Annotated in this window: 13 protein-coding genes, 1 tRNA gene and 1 pseudogene; 8 read left to right on the top strand and 7 right to left on the bottom strand. The window is 69.6% G+C overall.

From position 1 onward, the window contains the following. Window positions 1-53 precede the first annotated feature (53 nt). Entirely contained in the window at window positions 54-956 is a 903-nt protein-coding gene (gene ubiA / locus GGR71_RS15035) for a 4-hydroxybenzoate octaprenyltransferase (RefSeq protein WP_160962600.1), read from the bottom strand. A 324-nt stretch (window positions 957-1,280) separates the two neighbouring features. On the opposite strand from ubiA, the gene GGR71_RS15030 reads away from it, so the two are divergent. After that, window positions 1,281-1,357, top strand: a tRNA-Arg gene (locus GGR71_RS15030). Window positions 1,358-1,739: 382 nt separating this feature from the next. Continuing rightward, complete coding sequence (locus GGR71_RS15025) at window positions 1,740-2,570, top strand: alpha/beta fold hydrolase (RefSeq protein ID WP_160962602.1); 831 nt, start codon at window positions 1,740-1,742, stop codon at window positions 2,568-2,570. 80 nt (window positions 2,571-2,650) lie between these two features. On the opposite strand, the gene GGR71_RS15020 is transcribed toward GGR71_RS15025, so the two are convergent. Next, on the bottom strand, window positions 2,651-4,204 hold the full coding sequence (locus GGR71_RS15020) for a YifB family Mg chelatase-like AAA ATPase (protein ID WP_160962604.1): 1,554 nt from the start codon (window positions 4,202-4,204) through the stop codon (window positions 2,651-2,653). Window positions 4,205-4,217: 13 nt separating this feature from the next. Next, window positions 4,218-4,487, bottom strand: coding sequence for a ubiquinone biosynthesis accessory factor UbiK (gene ubiK, locus GGR71_RS15015; RefSeq protein ID WP_160962606.1), 270 nt, complete (start codon window positions 4,485-4,487; stop codon window positions 4,218-4,220). Window positions 4,488-4,663: 176 nt separating this feature from the next. On the opposite strand from ubiK, the gene GGR71_RS15010 reads away from it, so the two are divergent. After that, window positions 4,664-5,002 carry a P-II family nitrogen regulator gene (locus GGR71_RS15010; protein WP_010341856.1) on the top strand — a complete coding sequence of 113 codons (339 nt, stop codon included), beginning with the start codon at window positions 4,664-4,666 and terminating at the stop codon, window positions 5,000-5,002. Between the two features lie 329 nt (window positions 5,003-5,331). Here GGR71_RS15010 and speE read toward each other — a convergent pair whose 3' ends face one another. Then, on the bottom strand, window positions 5,332-6,183 hold the full coding sequence (gene speE, locus GGR71_RS15005) for a polyamine aminopropyltransferase (protein WP_160962608.1): 852 nt from the start codon (window positions 6,181-6,183) through the stop codon (window positions 5,332-5,334). Between the two features lie 289 nt (window positions 6,184-6,472). Here speE and speA point away from each other — a divergent pair, with 289 nt between their 5' ends. Together speA and GGR71_RS14995 are read left to right on the top strand one after the other, a co-directional pair. Then, window positions 6,473-8,362: an arginine decarboxylase gene (gene speA / locus GGR71_RS15000; protein WP_160962610.1), complete on the top strand. Its 1,890-nt coding sequence runs from the start codon at window positions 6,473-6,475 to the stop codon at window positions 8,360-8,362. A 203-nt stretch (window positions 8,363-8,565) separates the two neighbouring features. Next, on the top strand, window positions 8,566-9,681 hold the full coding sequence (locus GGR71_RS14995; protein ID WP_160962612.1) for an acyltransferase family protein: 1,116 nt from the start codon (window positions 8,566-8,568) through the stop codon (window positions 9,679-9,681). A gap of 154 nt (window positions 9,682-9,835) precedes the next feature. On the opposite strand, the gene GGR71_RS14990 is transcribed toward GGR71_RS14995, so the two are convergent. Beyond that, complete coding sequence (locus GGR71_RS14990; protein WP_160962614.1) at window positions 9,836-10,744, bottom strand: LysR substrate-binding domain-containing protein; 909 nt, start codon at window positions 10,742-10,744, stop codon at window positions 9,836-9,838. Between the two features lie 100 nt (window positions 10,745-10,844). On the opposite strand from GGR71_RS14990, the gene GGR71_RS14985 reads away from it, so the two are divergent. The 3 genes and pseudogenes from GGR71_RS14985 (at window position 10,845) to GGR71_RS14975 (ending at window position 12,133) form a co-directional block, all read left to right on the top strand. Further along, window positions 10,845-11,195, top strand: a complete 351-nt coding sequence (locus tag GGR71_RS14985; RefSeq protein ID WP_160962616.1) for a carboxymuconolactone decarboxylase family protein — start codon at window positions 10,845-10,847, stop codon at window positions 11,193-11,195. Beyond that, window positions 11,195-11,539, top strand: a pseudogene (locus tag GGR71_RS14980) (tautomerase family protein); the annotation flags it as partial. The gene GGR71_RS14985 and the pseudogene GGR71_RS14980, both read left to right, overlap by 1 nt. A gap of 39 nt (window positions 11,540-11,578) precedes the next feature. Further along, the gene (locus GGR71_RS14975) at window positions 11,579-12,133 is read left to right on the top strand and encodes a DUF4865 family protein (RefSeq protein WP_184452128.1); all 555 of its coding nucleotides are present in this window, start codon (window positions 11,579-11,581) and stop codon (window positions 12,131-12,133) included. A gap of 18 nt (window positions 12,134-12,151) precedes the next feature. Here GGR71_RS14975 and GGR71_RS14970 read toward each other — a convergent pair whose 3' ends face one another. Continuing rightward, window positions 12,152-13,159 carry a pyridoxamine 5'-phosphate oxidase family protein gene (locus GGR71_RS14970; protein ID WP_184452085.1) on the bottom strand — a complete coding sequence of 336 codons (1,008 nt, stop codon included), beginning with the start codon at window positions 13,157-13,159 and terminating at the stop codon, window positions 12,152-12,154. Window positions 13,160-13,481: 322 nt separating this feature from the next. After that, window positions 13,482-15,533 carry a TonB-dependent receptor gene (locus GGR71_RS14965; RefSeq protein WP_160962644.1) on the bottom strand — a complete coding sequence of 684 codons (2,052 nt, stop codon included), beginning with the start codon at window positions 15,531-15,533 and terminating at the stop codon, window positions 13,482-13,484. Window positions 15,534-15,754 lie beyond the last annotated feature (221 nt).

Here is a 15,754-nt window from a genome sequence, read left to right as displayed (position 1 = left end):
AGGTCTTGGGCAAGTTCAAAGCACGACGCACGCTGCGTGAGCGATGACAGGTCCTAGCCTGCGCGCAGCGCCAGCGCCGCGGCGATGCCGGCGAAGATCGCCAGGCCGACCCAGTTGTTGTGCAGGAAGGCGCGGAAACATGCCGCGCGTTCGCGGTGCCGGGCCATGCGGAACTCGGCGGCCACCATCAGCACCGCCACGCCCAGGCCGGCCCAGTACCACACGCCCAGTTCCGCACGATGGCCGACGAAGGCGAGGGCGACGAACATCAGCGCGTACAGCACGCCCTGGATGACCAGGTCCAGTTCGCCGAACAGGATCGCGGTGGACTTGGAGCCGGCACGCAGGTCGTCCTCGCGATCGACCATCGCATACCAGGTGTCGTAGGCCGTGGACCAGAGGATGTTGGCCGCGTACAGCAGCCAGCCCAGCGCCGGCACCTCGCCGCGCACGGCGGCGAAGGCCATCGGGATGCCCCAGCCGAAGGCCATGCCCAGGTAGACCTGCGGCAGGTAGGTGTAGCGCTTCAGGTAGGGATAGCTGGCGGCCAGGAACAGCCCGACCACGCTCAGGCCGATGGTCAGCGCGTTCATCGTCAGCACCAGCGCGAACGCCACCAGCATCAGCACCGCGAACACCGCCAGTGCCTCGCGGCCGCTGACCGCACCGGTGGCCAGCGGCCGGCTGCGGGTGCGCTCGACCTGCGGGTCCAGCCAGCGGTCGGCGTAGTCGTTGATCACGCAGCCGGCCGAGCGGGTCAGCCAGACACCGGCGGTGAACACGAACAGGGTCCACAGCGGCGGCACCCCGTCGGCGGCCAGCCACAGCGCCCACCAGGTCGGCCACAGCAGCAGCAGCGCGCCGATCGGCCGGTCGCCGCGCAGCAGTTTCCAGTACTGGCCCAGGCGCGCGCGCGGCGGCAGCGCGGCAGGCGTTTCGTAGCGTTCGTAACCCATCGCGCAAGGGTAGCAGCCGCGTCGTGCGGGCGGCAGCACGTGGCGTCGCAGCGGTGGCACGCGTTGCCGTGCCTGGGGCGGCGAAGGTGGGGCGCCCGTTCGCAGAGCTGACAGTATGTCGTCCTTCGTCCGCCTTTGCCTGGACCATGCAGGCAGACCAGGATGCGTGCGCTCAGCACTGCAGGTCGGGTCGCCATGTTTGCCTCGAGGCCAGGTGGCGTGCGGGTGCAGCGTGCCCGGCGGCCGGTCGCAGCCAATGCCATTGCTGGCCAGGACGCGTGGGGGAGACGCGGCCCGCGAATGTCGTTAGAATGCGCGTCCGTTGCGCCCGTAGCTCAGCCGGATAGAGTAGTGGCTTCCGAAGCCATTGGTCGGGGGTTCGAATCCCTCCGGGCGCGCCAACTCAGTACCGCACTGCATGCCCTGCTCGCACTGCGCTTTCCGGCGACCGATCGCCCACCCAGCGTGTTTTCCTCCGCTGGCCGCGATGACTGCCTCGACCCAGAAGCGCCGGAACTGGCAGCATTGCGCGGCTGGAAGGTCGCGCGCGGAGGGCGCCGCACCGGGTTCCACCGAGCATCGGCCTGACGATCCGGTTGCTGGGCCGACAGGCGGGCCAGCGTCGCCACGCCTGCGTCTGCAACACCGCTATCGTATGCGCATGCCTGCACCCATCTTGTTGCTTCCCGTGTCCGCGCGTGTCGCCCGATATCGCAGCACGGACGCCGACACTGACGGCTTTCGCCCGCGCGCCAGGTCTGTTCCGTCGAGCAGCGCAGGGGTATGACCAGTCCGCGGACGCCCTTGCCTAAGCCTGCGGTGCGCCGGCTCGGTGCAGACGACGCGCTGGCTTATCTGCGGGTGGGCGAGGGCGCGCCGGTGCTGCTGGTACATGGGGCCCTGTGCGACTACCGCTACTGGGCGCCGCAGTTGCGCGGCCTGGCCGACCGCTTTCAGCTCAGCGCGTTGAGCCTGGGCCAGTACTACCCGCGGCTGCCGTCGGCGTCGCGGCATGCGTTCGGCTGGCGCTGGCATGCGCAGCAACTCGCCGCCTTCATCGCCGAGGAGGCGCGGCCGGTGCATCTGGTCGGCCATTCCCGCGGTGCCGCCGTGGCCTGGCAAGCGGCGTTGCTGCGGCCGGACGCCATCGCCAGCCTGACCCTGTTCGATCCCGGTGGCCCGCAGCCGCACGGTCTGCCGGCCGAGGTGCAGGCGGTCCGCGCGCAGGCGATCGCGCTGCTGCAGGGTGGCCAGGTCGAGGCCGGCCTGGAATGCTTCGTCGATTCGGTGAGCCAGCCCGGCGCCTGGGCGCGCAGCAGCGCGAGCTTCCGGCAGATGGTGTACGACAACGCGCAGACGCTGGTGCCACAGGTCGGCGATCTGCTGCCGGCCTACCGATCCGAACAGGCTGCCACCCTGGCGATGCCGGTGTTGCTGGTCGCTGGCGAACGCAGCCCGACCCAGTACCGCGACAACGCCGCCGCGCTGGCGGCCTGGCTGCCGCAGGCGCGCCATGAGGTGCTGGCCGGTGCGTCGCACGGCATGACCTTCACGCATGCCAGGCGGTGCAATACCTTGATCGCCGAATGGGTGGATGCTGCGACGAGGAGTTGAGCGCGTACGGCAGAGTGCTGCGCTCAGCGGACGCGACCGCCTGCAGAATGGATGCGGCGCACGCCGGTTGCGACTTGGCTTCACCCTACCAGGCGGCGTGCACCGGGTGGCGTCGGACCCACTGCGTTCGCGGCCGCCTCCCCACGGTCCAACTGCCGGTAAGCGATGGCCTCGGTCATGTGCGCGGTGGCGATGGCGTCGCTGGCGTCCAGGTCGGCGATGGTGCGTGCCACGCGCAGGATGCGGTGCAGCGAACGTGCCGATAGCCGCAGACGCTCGATGGCCTGCTCCAGCAGCGCTTCGTCGCGTGGTTGCAGGCGGCAGTCGCGCAGGGTTTCGCTGTGGCCGAGCTGGCCGTTGGGCCGGCCGGCACGGTCTTGTTGCCGTTGCCGCGCCAGTTCCACGCGCTCGCGCACGGCGGCGCTGGGTTCGCCGGGCGGGGCATCGGCGCGCAAGGCCTGCGGCGGCAGCCGCGGCACCTCCACGTGCAGGTCGATGCGGTCCAGCAGCGGGCCGGAGATGCGCGCGCGGTAGCGCCGCACCGCGTCCTCGCTGCAGCGGCAGCGGCCGCTGGGGTCGCCGGCCCAGCCGCAGGGGCAAGGATTCATCGCCGCCACCAATTGGAAGCGCGCAGGAAACTCTGAGCTGCGCGCCGCGCGCGACACGGTCACATGGCCCGACTCCAGCGGCTCGCGCAGCACTTCCAGCGCATGCCGGTTCCATTCCGGCAATTCATCCAGGAACAGCACGCCATGGTGCGCCAGCGAGATCTCGCCGGGGCGCGGATGGGTGCCACCGCCGACCAGTGACACCGCACTGGCGGTGTGGTGCGGTGCGCGGTACGGGCGTTGCCGCCAGCGCGACGGGTCCACGCCGCGGCCGCTGACCGAGGCGATGGCCGCGCTCTCCAGCGCCTCGGCCTCGCTGGCCTCGGGCAGGATGCCGGGCAGGCGCGAGGCCAGCAGGGTCTTGCCGCAGCCTGGGCTGCCGATCAGCAAGAGGTTGTGATGCCCTGCCGCGGCGATCTCCAGCGCGCGCCGCGCCTGCGCCTGGCCGCGCACGTCGCTCAGGTCGGGAAAGGGCGCGGCGACGGCGGGCGGCGCCATTGCTGGGGGCAGGGTCTTGCTGCCGTTGAGCAATCCGCAGACCTCCAGCAGGGTGCGCGCGGTGAAGGCCTGCACGTGTTGCGCCAGTGCCGCCTCGGCGCCGTTGTCGGCCGGGACGATCAGGGTGCGCCCGGCCTGGGCGGCGGCCAGCGCGGCGGGCAGGACGCCGTCGACCGGGCGCAGCTCGCCGGTCAGGGCCAGTTCGCCGAGGAATTCGTACTGGCCGAGTACCTGCGGGTCGAGCTGGCCGGCGGCGGCGAGGATGCCCAGCGCGATCGGCAGGTCGAAGCGGCCGCCCTCCTTGGGCAGGTCGGCCGGGGCCAGGTTGACGGTGATCCGCCGTGCCGGGAATTCGTATTGCGCGCAGAGCAGGGCGGCGCGGACACGGTCGCGCGACTCGCGCACCGCCGCCTCGGGTAGGCCGACGATCTGCGTGGCCGGCAGGCCGCCGGACAGATGGACCTCGACCCGAACCGGAGGCGCAAGCACCCCCGCGCGGGCACGGCTGTGCACCAGCGCCAGGCTCATGGCGGCGGGTGGATCAGGCGTTGGGGCTGGGCGTGTGCCCGCTGCGCGCCGCTTCCAGCGCGGCGACGCTGCGCTCCAGCGCTTCGAGCTTCTCGCGGGTGCGCAGCAGCACCGCGCGCTGGACTTCGAATTCCTCGCGGGTGACCAGGTCGAGCTTGCCCAGCCCGGCTTGCAGTGCGCTCTTGAAGGTGCTCTGCAGTTCGTCGCGGGATTGGCGCAGGCCCGGCGGCACCAGGTCGCTGAGGCGGCGGGCGAGGTCGTCGAGATGGTTGAGGTCGATCATGGCTGTGCTCCGGCAGGTGGCGTCAGAGTGCGGCACCCGGCAGGTCGGGACCATCGGGATCGGACGCGGCGCGCTGTCGGAAAATTCCGGCGTTGGGGGCGCGCGGCCATTGAACCCGACGGCCGCCGATCGCGCAACCGCGCTATCCTGAGGCCATTGTGATTGGAGAACGCCGCATGAAGATGATCATGGCCGTGATCAAGCCGTTCAAGCTCGACGACGTGCGCGAAGCGCTCGCCGCGCAGGGCGTGGCCGGCATCACTGTCACCGAGGTCAAGGGCTTCGGCCGGCAGAAGGGCCACACCGAGCTGTACCGCGGCGCCGAGTACGTGGTCGATTTCCTGCCGAAGGTGAAGCTGGAAGTGGCGGTCAGCGAGGACCAGGTCGAGCGCGTGGTCGAGGCCATCGTCAAGGCCGCCGCCACCGGCAAGATCGGCGACGGCAAGGTGTTCGTCTACGACCTGGGCACCGTGGTGCGGATCCGCACCGGCGAACTGGATGCGGACGCGCTGTAGCGCGTGCCCGGCCGTCGGTGCCGAGTCCTTGCGGGAGCGAATTCACCGGTAAGGCCCGTCGCGACTGAAGTCGCTCCCACAGTGGCTTGCGGCGAACTCGCCGGGTGCACTGTGGGAGGGACTTCAGTCCCGACGCATTGCGCCATCGAAAAGCACGCCACTTCGCGCGTCGCGGCTGCATGACAGTTGACTCCCACAGGTGATGCGCTTTCTGCGCGTCTGAGATTCCTGTGGGTGAGCCAGGGCGACCGCAACGGCGATCGCCGCGCGGCGGCAGAATGGTTGCACCGGTACGCCCCTGATGGCGCGCACCGGTGTTCACACGTGAATCAGCCGCCCAGCGCCTCGGCCACGAACGGCGGCAGCACCTGGGTGCCGCTGTGCAGGTGCGCGCTGTAGTAGCGGGTGGCGAACGGCTTGGCCCCGGCGTCGTCCTGGCGGAAGTCGAAGCCGCCCTGCTTGCGCGCCATGGTCACGCTCCACCAGCCGGTCGGGTAGCACGGCTGCGGAAACGGCACGGTGTGGAAGCTGGCGAAGCCGGCCTTGCCCATCTCCGCGCGCATTTCCTTGATCAGGTCCAGCAGCGCCAGCGGCGATTCGGACTGCTGCACCAGGATGCCGTCGTCCTTCAGCGCCTTGAAGCAGCTCTCGTAGAAGGCCTTGTTGAACAGGCCTTCGGCCGGGCCGACCGGGTCGGTGGAGTCGACGATGACGATGTCCACGCTGCCGGCCGGGCAGTTGGCCATGTAGGCCACGCCGTCGTCGAACAGCAGCTCGGCGCGCGGGTCGCCGTTGGATTCGCACAATTCCGGGAAGTACTTCTCGGCCATGCGTGTGACCTGCTCGTCGATGTCGCACTGGGTGGCGCTCTCCACGCCCGGGTGCTTGAGCACTTCGCGCAGGGTGCCGCAGTCGCCGCCGCCGATGATCACCACGCGCTTGGGCGCGGCGTGGGTGAACAGCGCCGGATGACTGATCATCTCGTGGTAGAAGAAGTTGTCGCGGGTGGTCAGCATCACCGCGCCGTCGATCACCATCAGCTTGCCCCAGTCGGTGGTGTCGTAGATCTCGATCTTCTGGAACGGCGACTGCACCTCGTCCAGCTTGCCGGTGATGCGGTAGCCGATGGCCGAGCCGGTGGGCTGGAAGTGTTCGATGTACCAGTTGTCGTTGGCGCTCATGCAGATGTCCTAGGAAAGCAAGAAAGAAGCAGCGATTCCTTCTCCCTTCGGGAGAAGGTGGCGCGAAGCGCCGGATGAGGGTCGGGCGCAGCCTCGTGCAGCCAGGCCACGCGAGGCTGTGACCGCACCCTCTCCGGATGAGGGCGAGGCGCAGGCCGCGCCAGGCGCCCGCAAACCCGGCCCGGCTCCACCCGGAGCCGAGGGCGTCGGAACGGCGCGGATTGTAACGGACCCCACGCGTAGCAGGGGTTACAATCCACGCCCTTTTTCCGTCAGCCGAGCCGCCACGATGAGCGATTGGTCCCTCGACCAAGCCCGCAAGACCTACTCGATCCCGCACTGGGCCGACGGGTACTTCGACGTGGACGCGGCTGGCCGGCTGGTGGTGCGGCCGCAGGGTGCCGATGGCGTGGCGATCGCGCTGCCGGAGGTGGTGGATGCCGCGCGCGCGGCCGGCGCCAAGCTGCCGATGCTGGTGCGCTTCCCCGACATCCTCGGCGAGCGCCTGGGCAAGCTGCAGGCCGCCTTCGCCCAGGCCCAGGCCGACTGGGACTACGCCGGCGGCTACACCGCGGTGTACCCGATCAAGGTCAATCAGCATCGCGGCGTGGCCGGCACCCTGGCCAGCCATCAGGGCGAGGGCTTCGGCCTGGAGGCCGGCAGCAAGCCGGAACTGATGGCGGTGCTGGCGCTGTCGCGGCCGGGCGGGCTGATCGTATGCAACGGCTACAAGGACCGCGAGTACATCCGCCTGGCGCTGATCGGGCGCAAGCTCGGCCTGCAGACCTTCATCGTCATCGAGAAGCCGTCGGAGCTGAAGCTGGTGCTGGAGGAGGCGCGCGCGCTGGACGTGAAGCCGGGCCTGGGCGTGCGCATGCGCCTGGCCTCGCTGGGTGCGGGCAAGTGGCAGAACAGCGGTGGCGACAAGGCCAAGTTCGGGCTGTCGCCGCGGCAGGTGCTGGACCTGTGGAAGACCCTGCGCGACACCGAGTACGCCGACGCGCTGAACCTGCTGCACTTCCACATGGGCTCGCAGATCTCCAACGTGCGCGACATCGCCAACGGCATGCGTGAGGCCACCCGCTATTTCGTCGAGCTGTCCAAGCTGGGCGCCAGGATCAGCCACGTCGACGTCGGCGGCGGCCTGGGCATCGACTACGAAGGCACCCGCTCGCGCAGCTACTGCTCGATCAACTACGGCCTGCACTCCTACGCCAGCAACATCGTGCAGCCGCTGGCCAGCGCCTGCGAGGAACACGGCCTGGCGCCGCCGCGCATCGTCACCGAATGCGGGCGCGCGATGACCGCGCACCACGCCGTGTTGATCGCCAACGTGTCCGAGGTGGAGCAGGCGCCGGAAGGCCGCGTGCCCGACGCGCACGACGACGAGCCGGCGGCGATCCGTCACCTGCGCGAGATCCACGCCGAACTGGACCAGCGTCCGGCGGTGGAACTGTTCCAGGAAGCGCAGCATTTCCACGCCGAAGGCCTCAGCGGCTACGCCCTGGGCCAGATCGACCTGACCCACCGCGCGCGCATCGACGACCTGTTCTATGCCATCGCCCATGGCGTGCGGGCGCGGCTGAGCCATGAGGAAAAGAGCCACCGTCCGGTGCTGGACGAGCTCAACGAGCGCCTGGTCGACAAGTACTTCGTCAACTTCAGCGTGTTCGAGTCGATTCCCGACGTATGGGCGATCGACCAGGTGTTCCCGATCGTGCCGATCGAGCGCCTGAACGAGGCGCCGGCGCGGCGCGGCGTGGTCTGCGACATGACCTGCGATTCCGACGGCATGGTCAAGACCTATGTCGAGAACGAAAGCCTGGACAGCTCGCTGCCGCTGCACGCGCTGCGTCCGGGCGAAAGCTATCGCATCGGCTTCTTCCTGGTCGGCGCGTACCAGGAAATTTTGGGCGACATCCACAACCTGTTCGGCGACACCGACGCGGTGGAAGTAGCGGTGGACGGTGACGGCTACCGCATCGCCCAGCAGCGCCGCGGCGACACCACCGACGTGATGCTGGACTACGTCGGCTACCGCCTGGACGACCTGCGCGCCGCCTACGCCGAACGCGTGGCCGCCGCGCAGTTGCCGGCCGCGCAGGCCACCGAACTGGCCGACGCGCTCGAGGCCGGCCTGACCGGCTACACCTACCTGTCGGACGAACCGCTGGGCTGAGAGCGCGCGACCCGCTAAAGCCCCTCTCCCCCCCGGGAGAGGGGTTGGGGTGAGGGTAGGCTCGTGCACGCAATCTTGGGTTGGCCGCCTGACGCCGCAGTTGCGTCTTCTAGGCGCGATCGCACGGACGCCAGTGAACGGCTGCTGCCGCAACCGGCAACATAGCCAGTAAGCTGCGCCCTCCCCACCGTCACCTTCACGCGATGCGATATCCCGGCCTCGACCTGCTGCGCGCCATCGCCATCGTCTGGGTGATGTTGTTCCACTCCTTCGTGGTCGGCGGGCTAGGCCCGGATTGGGAGTGGCTGTCGCGCTATGGCTGGATGGGCGTGGATCTGTTCTTCGTGCTCAGCGGCTTCCTGATCGGCGGCCAGGTGCTGGCGCCGCTGGCGCGCGGCGAGCCGCTGCGCTACGGCGATTTCTACCGGCGCCGCGCCTACCGTATCCTGCCGGCGTACGCGGTGGTGCTGGCGTTGTACCTGGCCTGGCCCGGGTTCCGCGAAGCGCCCGGGATCGCGCCGTGGTGGCTGTTCGCCAGCTTCACCCTCAACCTGGGCATCGACTACGCCAACCAGCAGGCGTTCTCGCATGCGTGGTCGTTGTGCGTGGAAGAACACTTCTACCTGGTGTTCCCGCTGCTGGCGGTGTGGATGCTGCGGCGGCCGTCGGCGCCGCGTTTCGTGGCGCTGTGCGTGGCCGTGGTGCTGGCCGGCATCGCCCTGCGCAGCGCGATCTGGCTGCACGACAGCGCGCTGGATCGCATCGGCGCCGGGCTGCAGCGCAACTGGTTCATCCAGGATCTCTACTACCCCACCTGGAACCGCCTGGACGGCCTGCTGGCGGGCGTGGCATTGGCAGTGCTGAAGACCTTCCGGCCGCGGTACTGGCAGCGGCTGCAGCGCCACGCCACCGCCGCGGCGCTTGGGGGCATCGTGGTCTGTGCGCTGGCGATGTGGTTGTTCTGCGATCGCACTGGCCTGCTCGGCAATGCGATCGGCTGGCCGGTGCTGTCGCTGGGACTGGCGCTGCTGGTCGGCGCCGGCGCCTCCACCCAGGGATGGCTGGGGCGTTGCCGGGTGCCCGGCGCCGCCTGGCTGGCCGCGGTGTCCTACAGCCTGTACCTGAGCCACAAGGCCGCGTTCCATCTGACCCAGGCGTGGTTCGGTGCGTTGCTGGACGGGCGCGGGCCGCTCGCCTTCGCCGCCTATGCCGGCATGGCGCTACTGTTCGCGGCTGTCCTGCACTACGCGGTGGAGCGGCCGTTTTTGCGCCTGCGCGAGCGGCGCGGCGCCGCGGCTGTCGCGACCGCGCATGGTTGAACGTACGGTTTCCGATCCGCGCGGCACGTCCTGGTGAAGCGCGATGGCAATCCTTTAAGACCGCGACCAGCGGCGGCGTCAACATGTTCGCCGGCGGCGTCCTGATCGCCAAGAGGATGCCCTGCAAGGGCGGCAAGTAAGCGCGCGGGATGCGTCACCCATCCCCGGCCAGGGTTGCATGCGCCGCCTGCAGGCGCTGTTGCAGGATCTCCGCCAGCCGCACCACCGCCGGCGGCGGCACGGCGACCGCGCGATGCAGGCTCAGCCCTAGCGCCGGCAACGCGGGCAGGCCGCCGGTGCCGGGCGGGAGCAGGACCAGTCCGGCCGGCACCCCGGCGGGGGTGCGCAGGGTGATGCCCAATCCGGCGCGCACCGCCGCCCATACGCCGCCGAGGCTGGCGCTGGTGAAGGCGATCCGCCACGGGATGCCGGCGCGGTCCAGTGCGGTGGTCGCGGCCGTGCGCAGCAGGCAGGGGGCTTCCAGCATCACCAGTGGCAGTGGTGCCGCGCCGCTCCAGTCGGCCACGTCCGGTGCACTGTGGTCGCCTGCGGCGATCCAGCGCAGCGGCCATGCCGCCTGCGCCTGCCGATGCGCCGAGGCCGCGCCGGAGTCCCAGGCCAGGGCCAGGTCCAGTTGCCCAGCCTCGACCCGCGCCAGCAGTTCCTGGTGGCGGGCGATGCGCGCTTCGATCCGCACCTGCGGATGGGCGCGGGCGAAGCGTCCCAGCACGTCGGGCAGCATGTGTTCGCCGAAATCCTCCTGCAGGCCCAGCCGCACCCAGCCCTGCAGGGCCGTGTCCTGCAGCGCCACGACCGCCTCGTCGTTGAGCTCGAGCAGCCGTCGCGCGTAGCCCAGCAAGGCTTCGCCGGCCTCGGTCAGGGCCAGGCCGCGGCCCTGGCGGCGCAGCACCGGCTGCCCGGCCTGTTTCTCCAGCTTCTTCAACTGCGCGCTGATCGCCGAGGTGGAGCGCCCGCGGCGGTCGGCCGCCCTGGCGAAGCTGCCCAGTTCCACGCCGGCGACGAAGCTGCGCAGCGCATCGAGATCGAAGGTCACCGGGCGCATCGGTCGATCCTGTTTTTCCGGATGGTCATTTCGATATTTTCCGATTTTTCGCAAGGTCCTGCGCGCCTACGCTGTGCCCGTTCCCACTGCGAGACCTCCGATGTCCGACCCTGGTGCACCGTTTCCTTCCCCGCAGGCCGCGTTCGGCGACATCGCGCCGGCCTTCGCCCGCCTCACCGACGAGGTGTTGTTCGGCGAGGTGTGGCAGCGCCCCGGGCTGTCGCCACGCGAACGCAGCCTGATCACCTTGGCGGCGCTGGTGGCGCTGTCCCGCCTGGAGCAGTTGCCGCTGCACCTGGCCCGCGCGCTGGACAACGGTCTGGACCGCGACACCCTGGCCGAAGCCATCACCCACCTGGCGTTCTACGCCGGTTGGCCGTGCGCGGCGTCCGCACTGCCGTTGCTGCGCACCGCCGCCGCGTCGCGGCCGGCCATGCCGGAGACGCGCTGATGCCGTACGCCCGCATCTCGCTGCTGCGTGGCCACCCGCCCGCCTACCTGCGTGCGCTGTCGGCCAGCCTCTACCAGGCCATGCACGAGGCCTTCGAGGTGCCGGCCGGCGACTGTTTCCAGGTCATCCATCAGCACGACCCGGACGAACTGGTGTTCGACCGCCACTACCTGGGTGGACCGCGCTCGGATCGCTTCGTGCTGATCGCCATCACCGCCGGCCGCGACCGCAGCGCCGCCTGCAAGCAGGCGTTCTATCGGCGCCTGGTCGAACTGCTGGCGATCGCCCCGGGAATTTCAACGGAGGACGTGATGGTCACCATCGTCACCACCGCCGCGCAGGACTGGTCCTTCGGCGGCGGCCGCGCCGGCATCGTTGCCGGCATGATCGCCATGCAGTACAGCATCGCGTTGCCGGCGGACTACGACATGGCCATCGTCCGCCGCCGCATCGCCGCCAAAGGACCATTGCTCGACACGCTGCCCGGGCTGCAGTTCAAGGCCTATCTGGTCGCCGATCGCGCCGATCCGGTCCTGCCCGGCGAACAGAACCTGTATGCGCCGTTCTATCTCTGGCGCGATGCTGCGGCGATGCACGCGTTCCTTGCCGGTCCCGCGTTCGCCGCGCTGTGCGATGCCTTCGGCCGTCCGGCGGTGCAGGCGTGGATGGTCGACACTGCGTGGACGTCCGCGGCGCTGCGCACGGCGCGCTACGCCACCCGCGCGCTTCCGGCACCATCGCCTGCCTGCGGAAACGACACTGACGAAATGCACGCGCCTGACCAACGCGTGCTGGCCACGGTGCACGGCTACGAACCGCAGGGATGGACACGGCTGCGCTTTCGGCTGTGGCGCGACTTGCCGCCGGCAGACGACGATGCACAGCGCTATGCCGTGCATCACCTCAGCGCACCCGGCGTGGTCGACGCAGCAGGGTGAGCCGGCGGCGTCGCCTGCTCAGTACATGTTTTTCTTGTAATCGGCTTGCAGTCCTTTGCGCACCACGCCGGGCACCGAGACCGCCGCGCGCAGCAGCGTGGCCTGTGCGCCGCGCACGCCGCTGAGCCGGACGTGGTCGCGGAAGATCGCTGGCGGGTCCAAGTCGTGTGCGGTGGCGGCGGGCGGCCAACGGTCGAAGCGACCTAGCGCAGGGCTGTGCATGTCGTCGAGCACCGCCGGCAGCACCCGCACCGCCAGATGTGGAATGCGCCCATCGACGGCGAGCGCGTTGCGGATCGCCTCGTCGGTGCTGGGGCGGGCGAGCCCTTCGATGCGCACGCAGCGTGCGCTGCCGGGTCGCAGCGCCAGCAGCGCGAGCTGCGGCCGCGCGAGCAGATTGCCAAGGCTGTCGACACGGCGATTGCCCGGCCGGTCGGCGAACCACCAGGCGTCCCGATGCGCTTGCAGCAAGGCCCCGGCGCGATCGCCGCGCGGGCTGACATCGACGCGGCCCTCGGCATCGGCGGTGGCCAGGATCAGCAGCCGGCAATCGGCGAGAAATCCTTCTGGCGTCTCCGGCGGCGTGGCGTCGGTCTGTGTCTCCGCGTGCCACCAGTCGGCGCGGAGCAGCGCCTTGGCGCAGTGCAGATAGCATTCCTCGACGGCGACGAACACGCGCGTGCCGTCGTCGCCGGCGATGCGGCCATTGATCCGCAGCGTTTCGCCCAGGCCGGGCACCAGGAACAGCGAACCGAAACCCGCGCCGACGTGCGTGTCGGCAGCGTCCAGCGCCTGCAGCGGGAGCGACAGCAGGTGCGGGGTGTCGCCGCGCGCGAAGCCGGGCGCGCCGCTGCCTGCGCTCAGCGCCAGGCGCTGGCCGGCGACGCCGGCGAACAGCAGGGGGCTGGCGGCCAGCCAGCGCAGCGCATGCGCGTCCAGGTGGTCGATCACCTTCATGTCGCGCGGGCCGGGCAGGCGGCCCACGCAGTCCTGCAACTGCGCTGCGTCGGTGACGAAATCGGTCATCGCGGCGTCTCCTGGAAACGGAAGACGACGAGGTCGAAAGAAGCGGACGAGGTCATCGCAAAGCACTCCTGTGAACGAGCGGGAGGCTTGCGCGAAGGCTGGCGACGCCTGGAACCGTAGCACATGCGTCGAATGCTGCGTCCAGTGACTGCATGGCCGTCCTTGGCCTGGCAACAGCCGCTACCTGGCACCTTTCCTCATCCTGGGACGCGTCCCGTAGGAGCGGCTTCAGCCGCGACAGGGGCGTTCCCGGTGAAGCCCGTCGCGGCTGAAGCCGCTCCTACGCAGCAAGCCGTGGCGTATACAGGTGATGCAAGGGGCCCTACAGCCGCAGTTCGAACCCGAGGTAGGCCGAGCGTCCGGGCGCTGGCGAGAACATCGGCTGGTCGTTGCCGCCCCAGAAGAAATTGTCGTACCAGACGTAGGCGTAGCGGGCGTCGGTGAGATTCTTGACCTGCAGATCGACGCTGCTGCGCGGGCTGAGCTGGTAGCGCACGCTGGCATCGACCACGTGGAAGCCGCCGTACTTGCCCTGGGTATTGCGTTCGTCGATGTAATAGTCGCCCTGCGCGCGCGCCTGCAGCCCCAACTTCCAGCGCGCGTCGGGCCGGTAGTCGAGGCCGGCGTTGCTGATGTAGCGCGGGGTGGAGAACACCTCGCGTCCGCGCAGCGACTCGCCGGTCGCGGTGAAGGCGCTGACCACCTTGGCTTCCTGGACCGCGTGCGACAGCCACAGCGTCCAGCGCTCGCCCAGTTGCGTGCTCAGCTGCAGGTCCACGCCCTGCCGGCGGGTCTGGCCGAGGCCGACCGTGGTGCCGGTGCTGGGCATGTTGGCCACTTCGTCTGTGGCGTCCTGACGCCAGACCGCCACGCGCGCTTCGGTGCCGGCCACCGGCTGCAGTTTCAGGCCCAGTTCCTTGCCGGTATTGATCGAGGGCCGGAACGCACTTTGCCCGGGCGTCAGGTAGGCCGGCGCGGTCGAGCCGGTGAGGATCTGGAAGGTGCGGCCCCAGTTGGCGTACACGCTCAAGTTCGGGGTCAGCGCGTAGATCACGCTGAGCTTGGGCTGGTCGATCCAGCCGTAGCGCTGCAGCGGCGCATGCACGCCGCCGGGCAGTGCGGTCTCGCCGGAGAAGCGATCGGCGCGGAACGCCGGCACGATCTTCAGCGCATCGGTCGGCTGCAGCACCGCCTGCAGGTACAGGCCGAGGTTGTCCAGGCTGTAGCGGTCGTCGTTCTGCACGCGCGCCGGGGCGCGATCGAAATCGGTCGGTACGCTGTAGGCATAGCGCGAGCGCCGATAACGGTTGTCCTGGTGTTCGGCGTTGAGGCCGCCTTCCACGCTCAGCAGATCGCTGGCCTGCCAGCTGACGGTGCTGAGCAGACCGGTCTGGGTTTCGTCCCATTGCCGGCGTTGCCGCGGCGCGTTGCCGAGCGGGTAGCTGGTGAAGGTGACGCGGCGGTCGTCCTGGTAGCGGTTGAGGTACAGCGTGTTGCGCAGTTGCAGGCCGTCGCCGAGCTTGAAGTCGGCATGCACGCTGGCCTGGCGCATGTCGCGGTCGTCGCCGTCGTGGGCGTTCTTCGGCGGCGACTGCTCGCGGTCCTCGGCCAGCTCGGAGGCGGTGAGGAAGCCCGGTTCGTCGGCCTCGTGGTGGTAGAGGCGGGTGATCAGGCCGATGCGTGCGGCATCGTCGTCTTCGCCGTAGAACCATTTGCCGCCGAGCGTGTACTTGCGCGAGCTGTCGTGCTGGCGGTAGCCGTGCGCGGCCTGCGCGCCGACGAAGTAGTTCTGCGCCAGGCCATCGGCCTCATGGCCGGCGGCATACTGCAGTTCGCGCGTGGCGAAGCTGCCATAGCTCAGCCGCAGGTCCTGGTAGTTGCCGCCCTGGCGGGTGGCGATGTTGAAGTTGCCGCCGATGTTGTGCAGGCCGTAGCGCGGATCGTTGGTGCCGCGCACCACCTCGATGTAGGCGATCTCCAGCGGGAAGATCATGTCGATGAAGCGCTGGTTGCCGCTGTTGACGTTGCTCGGCACGCCGTCGATCAGCACCTTGATGCCGTTGATGTAGCCCTCGCCGTTGAAGGCGCGGAAGGTGACCTTGCCGGATTCGGCGCCCTGCCGGGTTTCGGTGAGCTGCATGCCGGGCATCTGCCCGAGCAGCTCCCAGCTGTTCATGACGTGCTTGTCGCTGATCTGCTCGCTGCCGAGCACGTCGACCGAACTGAGGATGTTGCGGGTGGACAGAGAAGCGGCGCTGTGGCGCCGCGCTTCCACCGTGCCGAGGGTGGTGGTGGTGTCGGTCGACGTCTGCGCGGCGCCGTCACCGGCCGCGAGCCCGGCCAGCACGGCGAGGGCGTGGGTGTAGGTCTTCATGGTGTCTGCGGACAAGGGAGTGGAGACTGGCGGCAGCGGCGGGGCTGCGGGCGAGCGGTGGTGCGCGGTCCGATGCACGAACGCGGCTCCATCTAAGTGATGTTATATCATTTCGTTAAGGGGTTGTCGGAATCGCCAGTCGCCGCGCGATAGGCGCCCGTCTTTGCCGCATGGGTGGCAGAGCGCCTTCGCTGCGCAGGTGCGCGCGGAGAGACGTGGTG

This window comes from Xanthomonas sp. F1 (genome assembly GCF_014199855.1).
Note: the sequence above shows the minus strand (reverse complement) of the source record. Positions and strands in the feature narration are given on the sequence as shown.